We start from the raw sequence: 16,453 nt of genomic DNA, 5'->3' as shown, positions 1-16,453 counted from the left end.
CTTCCGTGGTTTGAGGGCAAATCAATGTACGCCCCAGTGCCGAAAGGCGCTTTCCGGGATGCGGGATATCCGAGCGATTGGCTCGTTTTGCCTGCCCGTCTACAATTCGCGGTTCCGAGGAGCGTTGCAGCGCCATCAGGCGTGAGGCTCGGACCACATCGCAACCACGCTCACCCGCTGTTCTCGCGGTGAGTCTTTTCCCCGAACGCAGTGGCACCTTTCAAACTAGCTTTGTTGGAGTTCTCATGAGCGCTGTTCTCAAGCCCACCCCCGTTTCCACCGCCGACCAGGCGATTGCCGACCTGTCGCTGGCTGCCTGGGGCCGCAAGGAAATCCGCATCGCGGAAACCGAAATGCCCGGCCTGATGGCCATCCGCGAGGAGTTCTCGAAGGCGCAGCCGCTCAAGGGCGCGCGCATCACGGGCTCGCTGCACATGACGATCCAGACCGCCGTGCTGATCGAGACGCTGCAAGCGCTCGGCGCCACCGTGCGTTGGGCTTCATGCAACATCTTCTCGACGCAGGACCATGCCGCCGCTGCCATTGCGGCCGCCGGCACGCCGGTGTTCGCGATCAAGGGCGAGTCGCTGAAGGACTACTGGGACTACACCCACGCCATCTTCGACTTCGGCCCCAAGGGTTCGAAGGGCGAAGGCCCGAACATGATCCTGGACGACGGCGGCGACGCCACGCTGCTGATGCACCTGGGCCAGCGCGCCGAAAAAGACCTGGGCGTGCTCGCCAACCCCACCAGCGAGGAAGAACGCATCCTCTACGCGGCCATCAAGGCCAAGCTGGCGGTCGATGCGACCTGGTACACGCGCAAGTCGGCCGAGATCATCGGCGTGACGGAAGAAACGACGACCGGCGTGCACCGCCTGAACGAGATGAGCGCCAAGGGCACGCTGTTGTTCCGCGCCATCAACGTGAACGACTCGGTCACCAAGAGCAAGTTCGACAACCTCTACGGCTGCCGCGAATCGCTGGTGGACGGCATCAAGCGCGCCACCGACGTGATGATTGCCGGCAAAGTGGCCTGCGTGGCCGGCTACGGCGACGTGGGCAAGGGCTCGGCCCAGGCACTGCGCGCACTGTCGGCACAAGTCTGGGTCACCGAGATCGACCCGATCAACGCCCTGCAGGCCGCGATGGAAGGCTACAAGGTCGTGACGATGGAATACGCTGCGGACAAGGCCGACATCTTCGTGACCACCACCGGCAACAAGGACGTCATCACGCATGACGCCATGGTCAAGATGAAGGACCAGGCGATCGTCTGCAACATCGGCCACTTCGACAACGAGATCGACGTGGCGTCGATCGAAAAGTACGAGTGGGAAGAGATCAAGCCGCAGGTCGACCACATCAAGTTCCCCGACGGCAAGAAGATCATCCTGCTGGCCAAGGGCCGCCTCGTGAACCTGGGTTGCGGCACGGGCCACCCGAGCTTCGTGATGTCTTCGTCCTTCGCGAACCAGACCATCGCGCAGATCGAGCTCTTCACCAAGCCCGATGCCTACCAGGCCGGCAAGGTCTACGTGCTGCCCAAGCACCTCGACGAGAAGGTTGCGCGCCTGCACCTCAAGAAGGTCGGCGCCATGCTCACCGAGCTGACCGATGAGCAGGCCGCCTACATCGGCGTCGACAAGGCGGGTCCGTACAAGGCGGACACGTACCGGTACTGATGCGCGCCGATCAATTGCTGGTCGAACGCGGCCTCGCCGCGTCGCGCTCGCAGGCGGTGCGGCTGATTGCCGGCGGCATGCGCTGGCGCGATGCGGGCACCGCAGACGTGTGGCGCTCGGTCGTGAAGAATCGCGACGAGGTGCCCGAGTCCGCCGAGCTCGAGCTCGACGACGCGGCCGAGGCCCGCTACGTTTCGCGTGGCGGGCTCAAGCTTGAAGGCGCGCTGGCGGCCAGCGGCGTGGATGCAACGGGCAAGCTGTGCCTGGACGTCGGCCAGTCGACCGGCGGTTTCACCGACTGCCTGCTGCAAAGCGGCGCGGCGAAGGTGGTGGGCGTGGACGTGGGCCATGGGCAATTGCATGCGCGGCTGCGAGAGGACGAGCGCGTGGTTGCCATCGAAGGCGTCAATGCGCGTGCGCTGTCGCCGGACGACCTTCAGGAAGAAGGCGAAGAGCCTGCCGAGCTGCGCTTCGACCTCATCGTCGGCGATCTGTCGTTCATCTCGCAGACGTTGGTGCTGCCGGCCGTGGTGCCATTCCTGGCCGGCGACGGTCACCTGCTGATGCTGGTCAAGCCGCAGTTCGAACTGCAGCCGGGGCAGGTCGGCAAGGGCGGCATCGTTCGCGACGAGTCGATGTATGCGGTGGTCGAAAAGCGCTTGCGCGATGCCTGCGAGGCGCTCGGCCTGCGGGTGCTGCAGTGGTTCGACAGCCCCATTGCCGGCGGCGACGGCAACCGCGAGTTTTTCATTCACGCCGTGCGCGCAGTTGACGCGGACGGCTCTTGAGGAGACGCACGTGCGCCTTCCACTCAGTTTCGAATTCTTTCCGACCAAGACGCCTGAAGGCGCGGTCAAGCTGCGCGCGGTGCGCCAGCAGCTGTATGCGCGCAAGCCCGAGTTCTGCTCGGTCACCTACGGCGCGGGCGGCTCCACGCACCAGGGCACTTTCGGTGCGGTGCGCGAGATCCTGTCCGAAGGCGTGGATGCCGCGAGCCATTTCTCGTGCATCGGCGCCACGCGGGCCACGGTGCGCGAGCAGCTGGCCGAACTCAAGGCCATGGGCGTGAAGCGCCTCGTGGCGCTGCGCGGCGACCTTCCGAGCGGCTACGGCATCGGCGGCGAGTTCCTGTATGCGAGCGACCTCGTCGCGTTCATCCGCGAAGAGACCGGCCGCGATTTCCACATCGAGGTGGCGTGCTATCCCGAGGTGCATCCGCAGGCCCGCTCGCCTGAAGCCGACCTGCAGGCCTTTGCCGCCAAGGTGAAGGCCGGGGCCGATTCGGCGATCACACAGTATTTCTTCAGCCCCGAGGCCTACTTTCGCTTTGTCGACGAGGCCCGCAAGCTCGGTCTCGACACGCCCATCGTGCCAGGCATCATGCCGATCACCAGCTCGACGCAGCTCATGCGTTTCTCGGATGCCTGCGGCGCCGAGATCCCACGCTGGATCCGGCTGCGGCTGCAAGGCTTTGGCGACGACACGGCATCCATCAAGGCCTTTGGCCTCGACGTGGTGACCGAGCTTTGCGCGCGTCTGCGAGACGGCGGCGCACCGGCGCTGCACTTCTACACGATGAACCAGTCGACGGCGACGCTGGCTGTATTGGAGCGCCTCGGTTGAAGGGGTGGCGTGCAGGGGCAGGGTGTTCGCTGCGCGCGGCGTTTCGCGTCGCGCTCGTGGCGGCAACTTGCGCGCTGGCCGGCTGTGCCATGCCTCCCGCCACCGAGGGCGGACAGGCAGACAAGGACGCCAAGCTCCTGCCCCTGCCGCGCCAGTTGGCTGTTCCCCCGGGTGCGCCAGCCCGATCGACCGTACCTTCGGTGCGCTACGACCTGGCCGTGTCGGGCACCGGCGAGCTGGGCCCCGACGACGGCGTGCCGGGCGACGGGCCTCGCGAGATTTTCGAGCGCGGCGGGGCGTCCTGGTATGGCATTCAATTCCACCAGCGCAAGACCGCGAGCGGCGAGCGCTTCGACATGATGGCCATGACAGCGGCCCACAAGACCTTGCCGTTCAATACCCGTGTCTGCGTGCGCAGTCTGGTCAACGGCAGCGAGGTGCTGGTGCGCATCACGGACCGTGGGCCGTATGCGCAGGGCCGCATCATCGACCTGAGCCGGGGCGCCGCCGAGCGCATCGGGCTGATCGGGCTCGGAATCAAGCAGGTCGCGTTGACGATCATCGACCGCGAAGGCATGCGTTGCGGCGGCTCCGGGGTCGAGGCGGCTGACGCCCAGGCGCCGGCGTCGGCCCCCGCATCGGCACCCGGACCGCGCAAGGTCAATGTGCCGCGGCGCCGCGGCCTATAAGCCGCGCAGGGAAGAAAGCGAAAAAGCCTAGCCGCCTGAATCGAGCGAGAAGGCGGCGTGCCGGTCTTGCGCCAGCCGCTCCACCAGCTGGGGCAGGGCGGCGGCCAGCAGCGGCTTCAGCGTATAGGGCGGATTGATCAGGAACATGCCGCTGGCCGGAAGGCCTGGGCGCTGCGTTTCGCCTGTGGGCGTGGTGGTCAGCTTGCTCGACTTGACCGTGAGCGTGGCGTGCAGCCAGGGCTTGCCGGCCTTGGTGGCCAGGGTCTTGAGCCGCCGCGGCAGGTCGTGCGCCTCGGGCCGCGGAATGATCGGATACCAGATGGCGTAGGTGCCGGTTGCAAAGCGCTTGAGCGCCTCGGCCGCGAAGTCGAGCACCCGGCCGTAGTCGCTCTTGATCTCGTAGCTCGGGTCCATCAGCACCAGCGCACGGCGCGAGGGCGGCGGCAGGAACTTGGTGGCGCTGCCGAAACCGTCTTCGCGCAGCACGGCGATCTGACGGCCCGCCTCGAGCTGGGCGATGTTGGCGTCCAGCGTGCGGGCATCGGTCGGGTGCAGCTCGAACAGCTTGAGCTTGTCGTGGTCGCGCAGCAGGTGCTGCACGATGAAAGGCGAGCCGGGATAGATGCGGGCGCCACCCTTGGGGTTGAAGTCGTGGATCACGCTCAGGTAACGCGCAATGGCGTCGGCCAAGGGGGCTTCGGCTTCAGGTGCTACTTTTTTTGCAGCCGACTTTGCAGCTGGGACAGGCGCAGCAGGCGCCTTTTTCTCGTCGGACAGCAGGCGCAGCACGCCTTCGGCCGCTTCGCCGCTCGTGCCGGCGTAATCGCCGTCGAGCCGGTACAGGCCGGCGCCGGCATGGGTGTCGACCACGGTCAGCGCCGCTTCTTTTTCGAGCAGGTGGTCGAGTGTGGCAATCAGCACCGTGTGCTTGAGCACGTCGGCGTGGTTGCCGGCATGGAACGCGTGGCGGTAACTGAACATGGGGTCGATGGTAACGGCTTGGGCGGGCGGTAGGCTCCAATTTGCCCGGATTGGCCGATTCTTCGTATAATCGCGGGCTTCGCAGCGTTTTTGTAGCCCCGCGGCGAAGATTATCTTCCCACCTAAGAGATTCCCGTCAGAGGAACGCCGACCGTGGAAAAGGGCTCGCCAAACCCTCTTTTCAAGAGAAAACTCATGACCAAAACGTTCAGCGCCAAGCCCGCTGACGTGACGCACGAGTGGTTTGTGATTGACGCGACCGACAAGGTCCTCGGACGAGTAGCCAGCGAAGTTGCTCTCCGTTTGCGCGGCAAACACAAGGCCATTTATACGCCTCACGTCGATACCGGTGACTTCATCGTCATCATCAACGCCGCGCAACTGCGCGTCACCGGCGCCAAGTCGATCGACAAGGTGTACTACCGTCACTCGGGCTATCCCGGCGGTATCACGGCGACCAACTTCCGCGACATGCAATCCAAGCACCCGGGCCGCGCCCTGGAAAAGGCTGTCAAGGGCATGCTGCCCAAGGGCCCGCTCGGCTACGCGATGATCAAGAAACTCAAGGTGTACGGTGGCGCTGAGCACCCGCATACCGCCCAACAGCCCAAAGTGCTGGAACTGTAAGGAGCCTTGAGAATGATTGGTGAATGGAACAATGGCACCGGCCGTCGCAAATCGAGCGTCGCCCGTGTGTTTCTGAAAAAGGGCTCGGGCAAGATCACGGTCAACGGCAAGGACATTCAAGAGTTCTTCGGCCGCGAAACCTCGATCATGATCGCGAAGCAACCCCTGGTGCTGACCAACAACACCGAAACGTTCGACGTCATGGTCAACGTGGCTGGTGGCGGTGAATCGGGCCAGGCCGGCGCAACGCGCCACGGCATCACCCGTGCGCTGATCGACTACGACGCGAGCCTCAAGCCGGTGCTGAGCCAGGCCGGCTACGTCACGCGCGACGCACGTGAAGTCGAACGTAAGAAGGTCGGTCTGCACTCTGCACGCCGCCGCAAGCAGTTCAGCAAGCGCTGATACTGGTCGCTACGGACAAAAGCCGCCTTCGGGCGGCTTTTTCATTGCCGCACCTCGCGGAGGCGTATGTTCGACCCCACTTCCATTGGGTGCTCGCTACGCCAGCCAGCCGAGAATGCGGCATTGCAGTAGCATTGGTTCATTGGCCGCATGTCCGGCCCTCAAGGAGTTACCCCACATGAGCGCTGTTGCCGAAAACATCCAGACCCAGATGCCCGAACCGATTGTCTTCACCGACAGCGCGGCCGCCAAGGTGGCCGACCTGATCGCGGAAGAAGGCAACCCCGATCTCAAGCTGCGCGTGTTCGTGCAGGGCGGCGGGTGCTCGGGCTTCCAGTACGGATTCACCTTCGACGAAATCACGAACGAAGACGACACCACCATGACCAAGAACGGTGTCTCGCTGCTGATCGACGCCATGAGCTACCAGTACCTGGTCGGCGCCGAGATCGACTACAAGGAAGACCTGCAGGGCGCCCAGTTCGTGATCAAGAACCCGAACGCCACCAGCACCTGCGGCTGCGGATCCAGCTTCTCGGCTTGAGTCTCCCTCTTTCGCTTCGTCGCGATCTTTGAAAAAGCCGCCTTCGGGCGGCTTTTTGTTGGGACGCAGGGCCCTCCGCTCAGCTCAGGCTGGATAGACCGCACCGAGCACGCGAGCGCCGCGCGCTCCCGTGACGCTGGCAAGGTTGCCAGCCTCGCGCCGTACCGTGCTGCGCGCCAGCCAGGCAAAGGCCGCCGCCTCGACCTGCTGTGGCGGCAGGCCGTGCTTGGTGGAGGCGCCTACTTCGACGCCCGGCAGCAGCGCGCGCAAGCGGGCGAGCAGGTGGTCGTTCAAGGCGCCGCCGCCGCAAACAATCAGCAGCTTGCTATCGTCTCCGTAGCGCAGGGCATCGTCCGCGCAGACACTGGCAGTGAATTCGGCCAGGGTGGCCTGCACGTCGGCGGGCGCCGCGGCCGTGGCCGTGCCAAGGCTTGCGGAAAGCCAGGTGGGGTTGAACAGGTCGCGCCCCGTACTCTTGGGCGGCAGCTTCGCAAAATAGGCTTCGGCCCGCAGGCGCGCCAGTAGCTCGGGTAGTATCTGTCCGCTGGCCGCCCATTGGCCGGCACGGTCGAAGGGCTGGCCGGTATGAAGCTGGCACCAGTGATCCATCAGGGCATTGCCGGGCCCGCAATCGAAGCCAAGTACCCCCGGATCTCCCGCTGCATCTGCTGCGGGAAGCAGACTCAGGTTGGAAATGCCGCCGATGTTCAGCACCGCAACGGATTCGCTGGCCCGCGCGAAGAGTGCGCGGTGAAAAGCCGGCACCAGCGGGGCGCCCTGGCCGCCAGCCGCCAGGTCGCGGCTGCGGAAGTCCGCGACCACGTCGATGCCGGTCAGCTCAGCCAGCAGCGAGGGATTGTTGATCTGGAGCGTATAGCCGACCCCGTCGAACTCGATGGGCCGGTGCCGCACCGTCTGGCCGTGGGCGCCGAGAGCTGTTACCTCGCCGGCGGGGGTGTTGCTGTCCGCCAGGAGCTGGCCGACTACGCCGGCATAGACCCGGGCCAGGCCGTTGCCAGCCAGGGCGGCACGATGCAGCTCGTTGTCGCCGGGTGTGTTCAGCGCCAGCAGTTCGGCGCGCAGCGCATCGGGGAACGGGGCCGTGGCATAGGCACGCACGGCGATGCGGCCGTCCGAAAAGTCGGCCAGGACGCCGTCGACCCCGTCGAGCGACGTGCCGGACATCAGGCCGATGAAGAGTTCGGCGGTGGCCATCGCTGAATGGGAGGGTGGGAGGGCGAGTGGGCTGCGCCGTGCTGGCTGCCGCTGCGCCGCCCGGGACTCAGTCCGCGCTGGCCTGGATGACCGAGAACGCCGCAGCCAGTTCGGTGCGGGCACCCACGGCGATGCGTTCGAAGGCCGGGCGCATGGCCGCGGTGATCGGAGCGCCGCCCTCCTGGGCGATCGAGGCCGGATCCTGGTATTCGCCGTTCACGCGGAACTCGAAATGCAGGTGGGGCCCCGTGGCCCAGCCGGTGGAACCCACCGCGCCGATCGTCTGGCCTTGGCTGATGCTTTCGCCAGCCTTGACGTCGACCCGGCTCAGGTGGGCGTAGGCCGTCTGCTGATTGTTGCGGTGCTTGACGACGACGATGTTGCCGTAGCCGTTCTGCGTGCCGGCGAAATCGACCGTGCCGTCGCCGACGCTGCGCACCGCCGTGCCCGTGGGCGCCGCAAAGTCGATGCCGTTGTGCTGGCGCCAGCTGTTGAGAATCGGGTGCATGCGCATCGCGAAGCCGCTCGATACGCGCGAGAACTCGACCGGCGAGCTCAGGTAGGCCTTGCGCAGGCTGTCGCCGTTCGGGCGGTAGTAGCTGCCCTTCTGGCTGGCTGCGGGCTGAAACCACACGGCCTGGTGCACCTTGCCACCGCTCTCGAACTCGGCGGAGAGCACGCGGCCGCTGCGCAGCGCCTGGCCGTCGGCTTCGAAGGTTTCGTAAACCACAGCGAAGCGGTCGCCCTTGCGCAGCGAGCGCACGTCGACGTCGCCGGCGAAGATGTCGGCCAGCTGGCTGGCGACGGCGTCGGGAATGCGTGCGTCGTCGGTGGCCGCGAACAGCGAGGTACGGATGGTGCCGCTGGCCAGGCGCGAGCCGGGCGTCAGGGTGTCGCGCTCGGTAATGGCGGCAAAGCCGCTCGGCGTGCGCTCGACGACAAAGCGCTTGAAGCCGCCGTCACCGTCGGGAATCCAGCGGGCGCTCAGCTTCTTGAGCTGGTTTTCCTGCGTGGCTTCGGCTGTGATGGTGCGCCCGGCGCGCGCAAACAGCGCATTGCGGGCTTCGCTGCTTCCGCGCACGAACGCCGTGGCGCCAGGGTCGGAAATGCCCAGGCGCTTCAGCAGGGCCTCGGCCGTGTCGCTGGAGCGCGTGATGTCGGTGCGAAACAGCGTGAAGCTGAAGTTCTCGAGCGATTGGCTCTGTTCTGCGAAAGACAGCGGAGCGGTCGCTTCCAACACCTGCTGGACCGGGAGGTCGGATGCGTCGGGGCCGAGTGAGGCCACCGCCAGAGTGCCAGCGCTGAGCAGCGCCGCCGCGATGACAGCGGTGATCTGCTTGGGATAGGTTCGGAATGTATAGGCCACGCGAGAAGCCAGTAGCTCCTCGGCGGCAAGAATGCCGTTGATCAAACTTTGAATTCCAGCTCAGGTTCTGCAAATCCGCGCTGCAAAGCCCGGGGCGGACGGGGCGGCAGGACGGTGCGGAAAAAAGCGCCGCTTAGAATCCGGCGCTTGAAAGGTCGGGCTGAGTATAACTTCGGCAACCTGAAAATCAGCCAAAAAGCCTATGAACGCCGAATCTGTTACATCCGCTAGTCTGTCAAATGGTGTAAGACGAGCGCTCGAAATATCCCTCCGGGGCACCGACGAACTGCTGCCCCAGGACGAGTGGGTGCGCAAGCTTCAGCGCTCGGAAGCCACCGGGACGCCGCTGCGCATTAAATTGGGGCTCGATCCGACGGCCCCGGATATCCACATCGGCCATACGGTTGTTCTCAACAAGATGCGGCAGTTGCAGGATCTCGGGCACCGGGTCATTTTCCTGATCGGGGACTTCACGACCACCATCGGCGATCCCTCGGGCCGCAACAGCACCCGCCCGCCGCTGACCCGGGAGCAGATCGAAGCCAACGCCCAGACCTACTACCGGCAGGCCAGCCTGGTGCTGGACCCCGAAAAGACCGAGATTCGCTACAACTCCGAGTGGAGCGACCCGCTGGGCGCCCGCGGCATGATCCAGCTGGCCGCCAAGTACACGGTCGCGCGGATGATGGAGCGCGACGACTTCAACAAGCGCTTCAAGGCCGGCCAGTCGATCTCGGTGCACGAATTCCTCTACCCGCTGATGCAGGGCTACGACTCAGTGGCCTTGAAGAGCGACCTCGAACTGGGCGGAACCGACCAGAAGTTCAACTTGCTCGTCGGCCGGCATCTCCAGCAAGAGTATGGCCAAGAGCCGCAGTGCATACTGACTATGCCGCTGCTGGAGGGGCTCGACGGCGTCGAGAAGATGTCCAAGAGCAAGAACAACTACATCGGCATCAGCGAAGACGCCAACACCATGTTCGCCAAGGTGCTGTCGATCTCCGACGAGCTGATGTGGCGCTGGTACACGCTGCTGAGCTTCCAGTCGATGGAACGGATCGAGGCGTTGAAAGCGGAAATCGCTGCCGGCCGCAATCCCAAGGACGCGAAGGTGGCGCTGGCCAAGGAAATCACCGCGCGCTTCCACAGCGCGGCGGCTGCCGAGACGGCCGAGCAGGATTTCATCAACCGCAGCAAGGGCGGTGTGCCCGACGACATTCCCGAGGTGTCGCTGGAGGGCGCGCCGCTGGGCATTGCGCAGTTGCTCAAGCAAGCAGGGCTGGCGCCCTCGACTTCCGAGGGCAACCGGCTGATCGACGGGGGCGGCGTGCGCGTCGACTCCGTGGTGATCGGCGACAAGGCGCTCAAGCTGCCCGCAGGCCGCTATGTGGTGCAGGTCGGCAAGCGCAAGTTTGCGCGCGTGACCCTGAGCTGACGGAGGGAGCGGAGCGCGGCAGCGCCCCGAACTTCACCGGACTTCGATGGTGACGCGCCGGTTGCGCGGTTCGTCCACTTCGTCGGCGGTGGGAACGGCGAGTTCGCGCTCGCCCCGGCCGACGGCCTCGATGCGCTTGGAAGGAAACTGCCGCTCCACGAAGAGTTGCGCCACTTCTTGCGCACGGCGCTGCGAAAGCATGTCGTTCTGCTCGAGCGCGCCCTTGGTGTCGGTGTGCCCGGTCACCACGATGTCGCTGCCGCTGCGGGTCTGCGCCGCAACCAGCGCTTCGTTCATGACCTGTTGCGACGCCGGCGTGAGCCGGGTGCCGCCCACGTCGAAATACACCGTGTAGCGCTGCGGCGGAGGCGGTTGCATATCGAACAGGACCTTGTGCTCGGCTTGCACCTTGGCTGGATCGGCCTGGTCAACCACCGGAGCGCCGGAAGCGCCGACCGCGGCCGTGGCACGCTGGTAGGGCTTGGAGAGAGTTTCTTCGCCATCCTTCATGCGAACCGTCACGGCGGAAGGCTTGCCATCCGCCTGCGGCAGCAGCACCACACGGGTGCCCGGCGTCGAGCAGGCGGCAAGCAGCGCCGTGATCAGCACGGCAAGGGAGGGGAGGGCGCGGGATTTCAACCGGCTCATGGCTGGCCGTCGGCCTGCACGATGAAATCGGTGCCGCGGATGCCGATCGTGGCGGTTTGCGTTTCCACGCGAATCGCGTCGGGGTTGGTCTTGCCGATCAGCCCGGTGATCATCCGCATCGAGCCGCGCAACAATGAGACGAGCACGCCACCTTCATGCGTGGTGGAATTGAAATGGAATTCCTTCAAGTCCAGCCGCGAAGAGGGCCCGACCATCAGGGTCGTGTCGTCGCGCAAGACCACGGAGGCGGATGAATCGGGACCTGTCACGATGCGATCGACCGCGGCCAGCGCATCACCAGCACTGGCCGTTCGGCTCGTGCCGGCGGCGCTGAGCAATTGCACGTTGCCGCGCACCGACTTGACGAAGCCCGCCTGGGGCTCGGCGATCGGCTTGGCATTTGGCGCGCTCGAGGAACTCTGTGCTTGGGCGAGTGCCGCTGCGCCACACAAGGCGAGCCCTCCCAGGACGCTCAAGAATTTTTTCATCACATCACCCCTCTGCGAATGTCTCGCGGTGAGACAAATATTAAATCGAGCCCGTTGCCTATAGAGCCTACCCCAGATAATCCAACGGGCGGATGCGGCCTTTTGCCTCATTTCTGCTGTCTTTATCGCTTGACGATTTTCGCCGCGCATGATCCTTACGCCCCAGACGCTGCTTCGCGTTTCCGTTGTCGTTGCCCTCGTCACGATTTTGCTCAAGGGACTGGCGGGCTACGTGACCAACTCGATGGGGTTGATCTCGGACGCCATGGAGTCGTTCGTCAATCTTGCCAGCGCCATGTTCGCGCTGGCCATGGTCACCATCGCAGCGCGGCCGGCCGACGAAGATCATCCCTACGGCCACCACAAGGCCGAATACTTCTCTTCGGGTTTCGAAGGCATCCTGATCGTAGGCGCCGCAGCGGCCATTCTCTGGGTGTCCGTGCAACGGCTGCTTGCCCCCGAGCCCCTCGAGCAACTGGGCTGGGGGTTGGGACTTTCGGTGGTCAGTTCGGGCTTCAATGCGGCACTTGCCTTCGCGTTGTTCCGCGCGGCGCGAACGCACCGGTCGATTGCATTGGAAGCCGATGCGCGGCATCTCATGACCGACGTATGGACTTCCGCGGGGGTGGTGGTCGGCATCGTGGCCGTGCATTTCAGCGGATGGCTCTGGCTCGACCCGCTGCTGGCCATCGGCGTGGCGCTCAACATCGTGCGCGAAGGCGTCAGGCTTGTGTGGCGCTCCTCGCAAGGGCTGATGGACGAAGCCCTCGACCCCGAGACCATCGCCACGCTGCGCACCACGCTCGACCAGTTTGCCGCGCGCCTGCCCGAAGGCGCGCGCGTGCGCTTCGACGACATGGTGACGCGGCGCGCGGGCCAGCGCCGCTTTGCCGACCTGCACATGCATGTGCCGGGCGACTGGACGCTGCAGCACGCCGCGGCCCTGCGCGACGAACTCGAGCAGACGTTGATGGATGCCGTGCCCGGATTGCGCGTGACCATCCAGTTGCTGCCGCTGGGCATGGAAGCCCGCGCCACCCAGATGGAGGAACAGGCATGAAGGCCGTGGTCCAGCGCGTGGCCAGCGCGCGTGTCGACATTGCAGGCCAGACCGTGGGTGCCATCGATGCCGGCCTGCTGGTCCTGCTCTGCGCCGAGCGCGGCGATGTGGATGCGCTGGCCGACCGCATGCTCGCAAAGCTGTTGAAGCTGCGCATCTTTTCGGACGACGCGGGCAAGATGAATCGCAGCGTGCAGGACGTCGGCGGCGGGCTGCTCGTGGTGAGCCAGTTCACGTTGGCGGCGGACGTGAGCGGCGGCAACCGACCCAGCTTCACGCAGGCAGCGGCGCCCGACGAAGGGCGGCGGCTCTACGAGTACTTCGTGGCGCAAGCCCGTGCCGCGCACCCCGTGGTGGCCACGGGCGAGTTCGGCGCCGACATGCAGGTGCACTTGGTCAACGACGGACCCGTGACCATTCCGCTGCAGATGCTGGCGTAGCGCCGCCTTCAGTTGCGCTCGAGCACGGCTTCCCAGAGCACTTTCGGCTGCTCGTAGCGATGCACCGTGAGTTCCTCCAGGTGCAGCATGCGCCAGCCGTCGGCAAAGAGCCGTTCCACCGCGGCACGGTGGAAAAATCGCTTGGGCACGCCATCCACCAGATAGAAGGAATCCTTCCCCTCCGGCGGTGGGCCGCTGGCGCCGTGCTGGATGTCGTTCACCGAATTCAACCGGCACAGCAGCACGCCGCCCGGTCGCAGCACGCCGTGGATCCGCCGGGCCAGGGCAAGCGTTTCGTCCCACGCAAAGTAGTGCAGCGACAGGCTCGCGAGCACCACACCCACGCTGCCTTCCGCGTCCCCCGCAGGCAGCGGAAAGGGCGCATCACGGAAATCGCCGCAGTGAAACTCCGCGCCATGCGGCACCCGCGCCCGCGCGGCCGCCACGGATTCGCTCGACAGCTCGATGCCGACCACGCGCAGGCCCGCGCCGACCAGCACGGCACTGTCGGGGCCGGTGCCGCAGCCCAGTTCGAGCACCGGGTCCGTTCCCGCGCGCTCGGTGATCAGCGCAAGCCAGCGCTCCAGCCACGGATCGGTGCTCATGCCGGGTGCCGCGGCCGCAGTCATCTACCGACCGTACGGATTGCGGATGCCGAGCCCCGCCAGGATTTCGATCTCGCGCGCTTCCATTTCCTCGGCGTCGGCTTCGCCAGTCTCGTGGTCCCAGCCCTGGGCGTGCAGCGTGCCGTGAACCAGCAAGTGCGCGTAGTGCGCGGCCAGCGTCTTGCGCAGTTCTTTCGCCTCGCTGGCGACCACCGGCGCGCACAGCACCAGGTCGGCCATCACCATCGGGCTTTGCGCATAGTCAAAGGTCAGCACGTTGGTGGCGTAGTCCTTGCCGCGGAATTCGCGATTCAGGCGCTGGCCTTCTTCGGCATCGACGATGCGCACCGTGATCTCGCCGTCCAATTCGAGCGCATGGCGGATCCAACGCGCCACGCTGTGGCGCGGCAGCGCGGCACGGTGCCGTTCGATGCCCTTGAAGCGCGGCGCGAACTGCAGCGAGAGCGAAAGCTGGGCCAGTGCCATGTCAGTGCGCTCCCGCACGTTTGCGCTGGCCGTCGTAAGCATCGACGATCTTGGCGACCAGTGGATGCCGCACCACGTCGGCGCTGGTGAAGTGCGTGATCGCGATGCCGTTCACGCGCCGCAGCACGCGCTCGGCGTCGATCAGGCCGCTCAGCTGCTGCTTGGGCAGGTCGATCTGGCTCACGTCGCCGGTCACCACAGCCTTGGCGCCAAAACCAATGCGCGTGAGAAACATCTTCATCTGCTCGACCGTGGTGTTTTGCGCCTCGTCCAGGATGACGAAGGCGTTGTTCAGCGTGCGCCCGCGCATGAAGGCCAGCGGCGCGATTTCGAGCGCGTTGCGCTCGAAGGCCTTCTGCACTTTGTCGTAGCCCATGAGGTCGTAGAGCGCGTCGTACAGCGGGCGCAGGTAAGGGTCCACCTTCTGCGTCAGATCGCCCGGGAGGAAGCCGAGCCGCTCGCCAGCTTCCACCGCCGGGCGCGTGAGCACGATGCGCTGCACCGCGGCGCGCTCCAGCGCGTCCACGGCGCAGGCCACGGCCAGGTAGGTCTTGCCGGTGCCGGCCGGGCCGATGCCGAAAGTGATGTCGTGCTTGGCGATGTTGTCGAGATACAAGGCCTGCATGGGCGTGCGTGCACGCAGGTCGGCGCGGCGCGTGACGAGCATCGCCGCATCCTCGTCGCCGTCGATCATCGTACCGTCACCTGCGAGCGTGAGCTGCACCACGGCGGGGTCGATGGAGCGCTGGGCAATTTCGTACAGTGCCTGCAGCACGTCCATCGCGCGCTGCGCGGGGGCCTTGGGGCCATCGACCTTGAACTGCTCGTGGCGGTGCGCGATCTTCACGCCCAGCGCTTCCTCGATGCGGCGCAGGTGCGCGTCCAGAGGTCCGCACAGGTGGCCGAGGCGCGAATTGTTCAGTGGGGTAAAGGTGTGTCGCAGAATCACGCCGGACATTTCAAGGAAAAAGGGCACCCATGATAGGCAAACTCACCGGCGTATTGGCCGAACGCAACCCGCCACAGGTGGTGGTGGACTGCAACGGCGTCGGCTACGAGGTCGATGTGCCGATGAGCACGTTCTACAACCTGCCCGGCACCGGAGAGCGCGTTTCGCTGCTCACGCACTTCGTGGTGCGCGAGGACGCGCAGATTCTCTACGGTTTCGGCACCGCAGAGGAGCGTGCGGCTTTTCGCCAGCTCATCAAGATCACCGGCGTGGGTCCGCGCACCGCGCTTGGCCTGCTCTCGGGCATGAGCGTGGGCGAGTTGTCGCAGGCGATCACGACGCAGGAGCTCGGCCGCCTGGTGAAGATCCCGGGCATCGGCAAGAAGACTGCCGAGCGGCTGCTGCTCGAACTCAAGGGCAAGCTGGGCGCCGACATCGGCATGCCCGCGCATGCGGCTTCCGATGCGCAGGCCGACATCCTGCAGGCGCTGATCGCACTAGGGTACAGCGACAAGGAAGCGGCGCTGGCGCTCAAGGCGCTGCCGAAAGATGCGACCGTGAGCGAAGGCATCAAGCTGGCGTTGAAGGCGCTGGCGAAGTAGCCGGCTTCCGGCGCTCAGGGATAGAGCTTCTCGCCCTTGGCGAGCATTTCCACGAACCGTGCGATGCGGAGCGCGCGCGTCTCGGGCTTCTTTGCGCCCTGCGTGCGGAACAGCACCGCATAGCGGTTGTGCGAATCGAGCTTGGCGAAGAAGTCCTTCGCCTTGCGATTCGCATCGAGCGCGGCCTGCAGGTCGGGCGGCACGATGGCGACGCTCTGGGCGTCGTAGGCGGCCTCCCAGCGGCCGTCGGCACGTGCGCGTTCGACTTCGGCCAGGCCGGCCGGCTGCATGCGGCCTTCGTCGATCAGCTTCAGCGCTTTGTCGCGGTTGATCTTCGACCAGGTGCTGCGCGCGGTGCGCGGAGTGAAGCGCCGCAGAAAGTGCTTGTCGTCCTCCGCCTTGAGCTGGCCGTCGATCCAGCCGTAGCACAGTGCGACTTCGAGCGCCTCCGCATGGGTGACCGACGCAATGCCGCTGTCCTTCTTCGCCATGCGAATCCATACGCCGGCCGCGCTCGCATGCTGGTGCTTGAGCCAATGCTCCCATACGGCGGCAGTGCTGCATTCAATGGGCATGTCGTGCGCCACGCGCTTGACGGCGTTGTC

At 65.6% G+C, this 16,453-nt stretch carries 20 protein-coding genes and 1 riboswitch; of the genes, 11 read left to right on the top strand and 9 right to left on the bottom strand.

What is annotated here, in order from left to right:
* The first annotated feature begins 110 nt into the window (after nucleotides 1-110).
* A riboswitch (S-adenosyl-L-homocysteine riboswitch) is annotated at nucleotides 111-179 on the top strand.
* Nucleotides 180-245: 66 nt separating this feature from the next.
* From ahcY to BLR24_RS11665, 4 genes are all read left to right on the top strand, one after another.
* Nucleotides 246-1,685, top strand: coding sequence for an adenosylhomocysteinase (ahcY, locus tag BLR24_RS11680; protein ID WP_093016934.1), 1,440 nt, complete (start codon nucleotides 246-248; stop codon nucleotides 1,683-1,685).
* A complete protein-coding gene (locus BLR24_RS11675; RefSeq protein WP_093016932.1) occupies nucleotides 1,685-2,473 on the top strand; it encodes a TlyA family RNA methyltransferase in 789 nt (262 codons plus the stop codon). Before ahcY ends, BLR24_RS11675 begins: the two co-directional genes overlap by 1 nt.
* A 10-nt stretch (nucleotides 2,474-2,483) precedes the next feature.
* Complete coding sequence (metF, locus tag BLR24_RS11670; protein WP_055808284.1) at nucleotides 2,484-3,308, top strand: methylenetetrahydrofolate reductase [NAD(P)H]; 825 nt, start codon at nucleotides 2,484-2,486, stop codon at nucleotides 3,306-3,308.
* A gap of 89 nt (nucleotides 3,309-3,397) precedes the next feature.
* Complete coding sequence (locus BLR24_RS11665) at nucleotides 3,398-3,997, top strand: septal ring lytic transglycosylase RlpA family protein (protein ID WP_093016930.1); 600 nt, start codon at nucleotides 3,398-3,400, stop codon at nucleotides 3,995-3,997.
* Nucleotides 3,998-4,024: 27 nt separating this feature from the next.
* Here BLR24_RS11665 and BLR24_RS11660 read toward each other — a convergent pair whose 3' ends face one another.
* Nucleotides 4,025-4,978, bottom strand: coding sequence for a 23S rRNA (adenine(2030)-N(6))-methyltransferase RlmJ (locus BLR24_RS11660; RefSeq protein WP_093016928.1), 954 nt, complete (start codon nucleotides 4,976-4,978; stop codon nucleotides 4,025-4,027).
* 195 nt (nucleotides 4,979-5,173) lie between these two features.
* Here BLR24_RS11660 and rplM point away from each other — a divergent pair, with 195 nt between their 5' ends.
* The 3 genes from rplM to erpA all read left to right on the top strand — a co-directional run bounded on the left by rplM (nucleotide 5,174) and on the right by erpA (nucleotide 6,554).
* The gene (rplM, locus tag BLR24_RS11655) at nucleotides 5,174-5,605 is read left to right on the top strand and encodes a 50S ribosomal protein L13 (protein ID WP_028259766.1); all 432 of its coding nucleotides are present in this window, start codon (nucleotides 5,174-5,176) and stop codon (nucleotides 5,603-5,605) included.
* Between the two features lie 12 nt (nucleotides 5,606-5,617).
* The gene (rpsI, locus tag BLR24_RS11650; protein ID WP_093016926.1) at nucleotides 5,618-6,010 is read left to right on the top strand and encodes a 30S ribosomal protein S9; all 393 of its coding nucleotides are present in this window, start codon (nucleotides 5,618-5,620) and stop codon (nucleotides 6,008-6,010) included.
* A 178-nt stretch (nucleotides 6,011-6,188) separates the two neighbouring features.
* Nucleotides 6,189-6,554: an iron-sulfur cluster insertion protein ErpA gene (gene erpA / locus BLR24_RS11645; RefSeq protein ID WP_007827949.1), complete on the top strand. Its 366-nt coding sequence runs from the start codon at nucleotides 6,189-6,191 to the stop codon at nucleotides 6,552-6,554.
* Between the two features lie 84 nt (nucleotides 6,555-6,638).
* Here the strand turns inward: erpA and BLR24_RS11640 are convergent, their stop codons facing one another.
* Complete coding sequence (locus tag BLR24_RS11640) at nucleotides 6,639-7,769, bottom strand: anhydro-N-acetylmuramic acid kinase (RefSeq protein ID WP_093016924.1); 1,131 nt, start codon at nucleotides 7,767-7,769, stop codon at nucleotides 6,639-6,641.
* 67 nt (nucleotides 7,770-7,836) lie between these two features.
* Nucleotides 7,837-9,180, bottom strand: coding sequence for a M23 family metallopeptidase (locus tag BLR24_RS11635; protein WP_093016922.1), 1,344 nt, complete (start codon nucleotides 9,178-9,180; stop codon nucleotides 7,837-7,839).
* Between the two features lie 157 nt (nucleotides 9,181-9,337).
* Here BLR24_RS11635 and tyrS point away from each other — a divergent pair, with 157 nt between their 5' ends.
* On the top strand, nucleotides 9,338-10,570 hold the full coding sequence (tyrS, locus tag BLR24_RS11630; RefSeq protein WP_093016920.1) for a tyrosine--tRNA ligase: 1,233 nt from the start codon (nucleotides 9,338-9,340) through the stop codon (nucleotides 10,568-10,570).
* Between the two features lie 33 nt (nucleotides 10,571-10,603).
* On the opposite strand, the gene BLR24_RS11625 is transcribed toward tyrS, so the two are convergent.
* Together BLR24_RS11625 and BLR24_RS11620 are read right to left on the bottom strand one after the other, a co-directional pair.
* Entirely contained in the window at nucleotides 10,604-11,218 is a 615-nt protein-coding gene (locus BLR24_RS11625) for an OmpA family protein (RefSeq protein ID WP_093016918.1), read from the bottom strand.
* Complete coding sequence (locus BLR24_RS11620) at nucleotides 11,215-11,709, bottom strand: FecR family protein (protein ID WP_093016916.1); 495 nt, start codon at nucleotides 11,707-11,709, stop codon at nucleotides 11,215-11,217. Before BLR24_RS11620 ends, BLR24_RS11625 begins: the two co-directional genes overlap by 4 nt.
* A gap of 145 nt (nucleotides 11,710-11,854) precedes the next feature.
* On the opposite strand from BLR24_RS11620, the gene BLR24_RS11615 reads away from it, so the two are divergent.
* Both BLR24_RS11615 and dtd read left to right on the top strand, forming a co-directional pair.
* Nucleotides 11,855-12,766 (top strand): cation diffusion facilitator family transporter, encoded by a 912-nt coding sequence (locus tag BLR24_RS11615; protein WP_093016914.1) that lies wholly within the window; start codon nucleotides 11,855-11,857, stop codon nucleotides 12,764-12,766.
* Entirely contained in the window at nucleotides 12,763-13,206 is a 444-nt protein-coding gene (dtd, locus tag BLR24_RS11610; protein WP_093016912.1) for a D-aminoacyl-tRNA deacylase, read from the top strand. The genes BLR24_RS11615 and dtd overlap by 4 nt, the downstream gene beginning before the upstream one ends.
* Nucleotides 13,207-13,214: 8 nt before the next feature.
* Here the strand turns inward: dtd and BLR24_RS11605 are convergent, their stop codons facing one another.
* From BLR24_RS11605 to BLR24_RS11595, 3 genes are read right to left on the bottom strand one after another with little or no spacing between them, the layout of a single operon-like run.
* Nucleotides 13,215-13,811 carry a class I SAM-dependent methyltransferase gene (locus BLR24_RS11605; protein ID WP_093017370.1) on the bottom strand — a complete coding sequence of 199 codons (597 nt, stop codon included), beginning with the start codon at nucleotides 13,809-13,811 and terminating at the stop codon, nucleotides 13,215-13,217.
* A gap of 24 nt (nucleotides 13,812-13,835) precedes the next feature.
* Nucleotides 13,836-14,297 carry an rRNA maturation RNase YbeY gene (gene ybeY / locus BLR24_RS11600; protein WP_093016910.1) on the bottom strand — a complete coding sequence of 154 codons (462 nt, stop codon included), beginning with the start codon at nucleotides 14,295-14,297 and terminating at the stop codon, nucleotides 13,836-13,838.
* Nucleotide 14,298: 1 nt separating this feature from the next.
* Nucleotides 14,299-15,255 carry a PhoH family protein gene (locus BLR24_RS11595; protein ID WP_175543253.1) on the bottom strand — a complete coding sequence of 319 codons (957 nt, stop codon included), beginning with the start codon at nucleotides 15,253-15,255 and terminating at the stop codon, nucleotides 14,299-14,301.
* Nucleotides 15,256-15,275: 20 nt separating this feature from the next.
* On the opposite strand from BLR24_RS11595, the gene ruvA reads away from it, so the two are divergent.
* A complete protein-coding gene (gene ruvA / locus BLR24_RS11590) occupies nucleotides 15,276-15,848 on the top strand; it encodes a Holliday junction branch migration protein RuvA (protein WP_093016908.1) in 573 nt (190 codons plus the stop codon).
* 14 nt (nucleotides 15,849-15,862) lie between these two features.
* Here the strand turns inward: ruvA and BLR24_RS11585 are convergent, their stop codons facing one another.
* Nucleotides 15,863-16,423, bottom strand: coding sequence for a YdeI/OmpD-associated family protein (locus tag BLR24_RS11585; protein ID WP_093017366.1), 561 nt, complete (start codon nucleotides 16,421-16,423; stop codon nucleotides 15,863-15,865).
* Nucleotides 16,424-16,453 lie beyond the last annotated feature (30 nt).

Origin of the sequence: Variovorax sp. OV700 (genome assembly GCF_900099805.1) — a bacterium.
Classification (GTDB): domain Bacteria; phylum Pseudomonadota; class Gammaproteobacteria; order Burkholderiales; family Burkholderiaceae_C; genus Variovorax.
The sequence above is the reverse complement of the archived record's forward strand: the minus strand, read 5'-3'. Positions and strand labels throughout refer to the sequence as shown.

What these genes read in the sequence shown, in the direction of transcription:
- ruvA (WP_093016908.1), top strand. Translation starts at nt 15,276, where the DNA reads ATGATAGGCAAACTCACCGGCGTATTGGCCGAACGCAACCCGCCACAG.
- ybeY (WP_093016910.1), bottom strand. Translation starts at nt 14,297, where the DNA reads ATGGCACTGGCCCAGCTTTCGCTCTCGCTGCAGTTCGCGCCGCGCTTC.
- BLR24_RS11615 (WP_093016914.1), top strand. Translation starts at nt 11,855, where the DNA reads ATGATCCTTACGCCCCAGACGCTGCTTCGCGTTTCCGTTGTCGTTGCC.
- ahcY (WP_093016934.1), top strand. Translation starts at nt 246, where the DNA reads ATGAGCGCTGTTCTCAAGCCCACCCCCGTTTCCACCGCCGACCAGGCG.
- BLR24_RS11665 (WP_093016930.1), top strand. Translation starts at nt 3,398, where the DNA reads ATGCCTCCCGCCACCGAGGGCGGACAGGCAGACAAGGACGCCAAGCTC.
- BLR24_RS11595 (WP_175543253.1), bottom strand. Translation starts at nt 15,255, where the DNA reads ATGTCCGGCGTGATTCTGCGACACACCTTTACCCCACTGAACAATTCG.
- tyrS (WP_093016920.1), top strand. Translation starts at nt 9,338, where the DNA reads ATGAACGCCGAATCTGTTACATCCGCTAGTCTGTCAAATGGTGTAAGA.
- erpA (WP_007827949.1), top strand. Translation starts at nt 6,189, where the DNA reads ATGAGCGCTGTTGCCGAAAACATCCAGACCCAGATGCCCGAACCGATT.
- BLR24_RS11640 (WP_093016924.1), bottom strand. Translation starts at nt 7,769, where the DNA reads ATGGCCACCGCCGAACTCTTCATCGGCCTGATGTCCGGCACGTCGCTC.
- BLR24_RS11660 (WP_093016928.1), bottom strand. Translation starts at nt 4,978, where the DNA reads ATGTTCAGTTACCGCCACGCGTTCCATGCCGGCAACCACGCCGACGTG.
- rpsI (WP_093016926.1), top strand. Translation starts at nt 5,618, where the DNA reads ATGATTGGTGAATGGAACAATGGCACCGGCCGTCGCAAATCGAGCGTC.
- BLR24_RS11585 (WP_093017366.1), bottom strand. Translation starts at nt 16,423, where the DNA reads ATGCCCATTGAATGCAGCACTGCCGCCGTATGGGAGCATTGGCTCAAG.
- BLR24_RS11605 (WP_093017370.1), bottom strand. Translation starts at nt 13,811, where the DNA reads ATGAGCACCGATCCGTGGCTGGAGCGCTGGCTTGCGCTGATCACCGAG.
- BLR24_RS11625 (WP_093016918.1), bottom strand. Translation starts at nt 11,218, where the DNA reads ATGAGCCGGTTGAAATCCCGCGCCCTCCCCTCCCTTGCCGTGCTGATC.
- rplM (WP_028259766.1), top strand. Translation starts at nt 5,174, where the DNA reads ATGACCAAAACGTTCAGCGCCAAGCCCGCTGACGTGACGCACGAGTGG.
- BLR24_RS11675 (WP_093016932.1), top strand. Translation starts at nt 1,685, where the DNA reads ATGCGCGCCGATCAATTGCTGGTCGAACGCGGCCTCGCCGCGTCGCGC.
- dtd (WP_093016912.1), top strand. Translation starts at nt 12,763, where the DNA reads ATGAAGGCCGTGGTCCAGCGCGTGGCCAGCGCGCGTGTCGACATTGCA.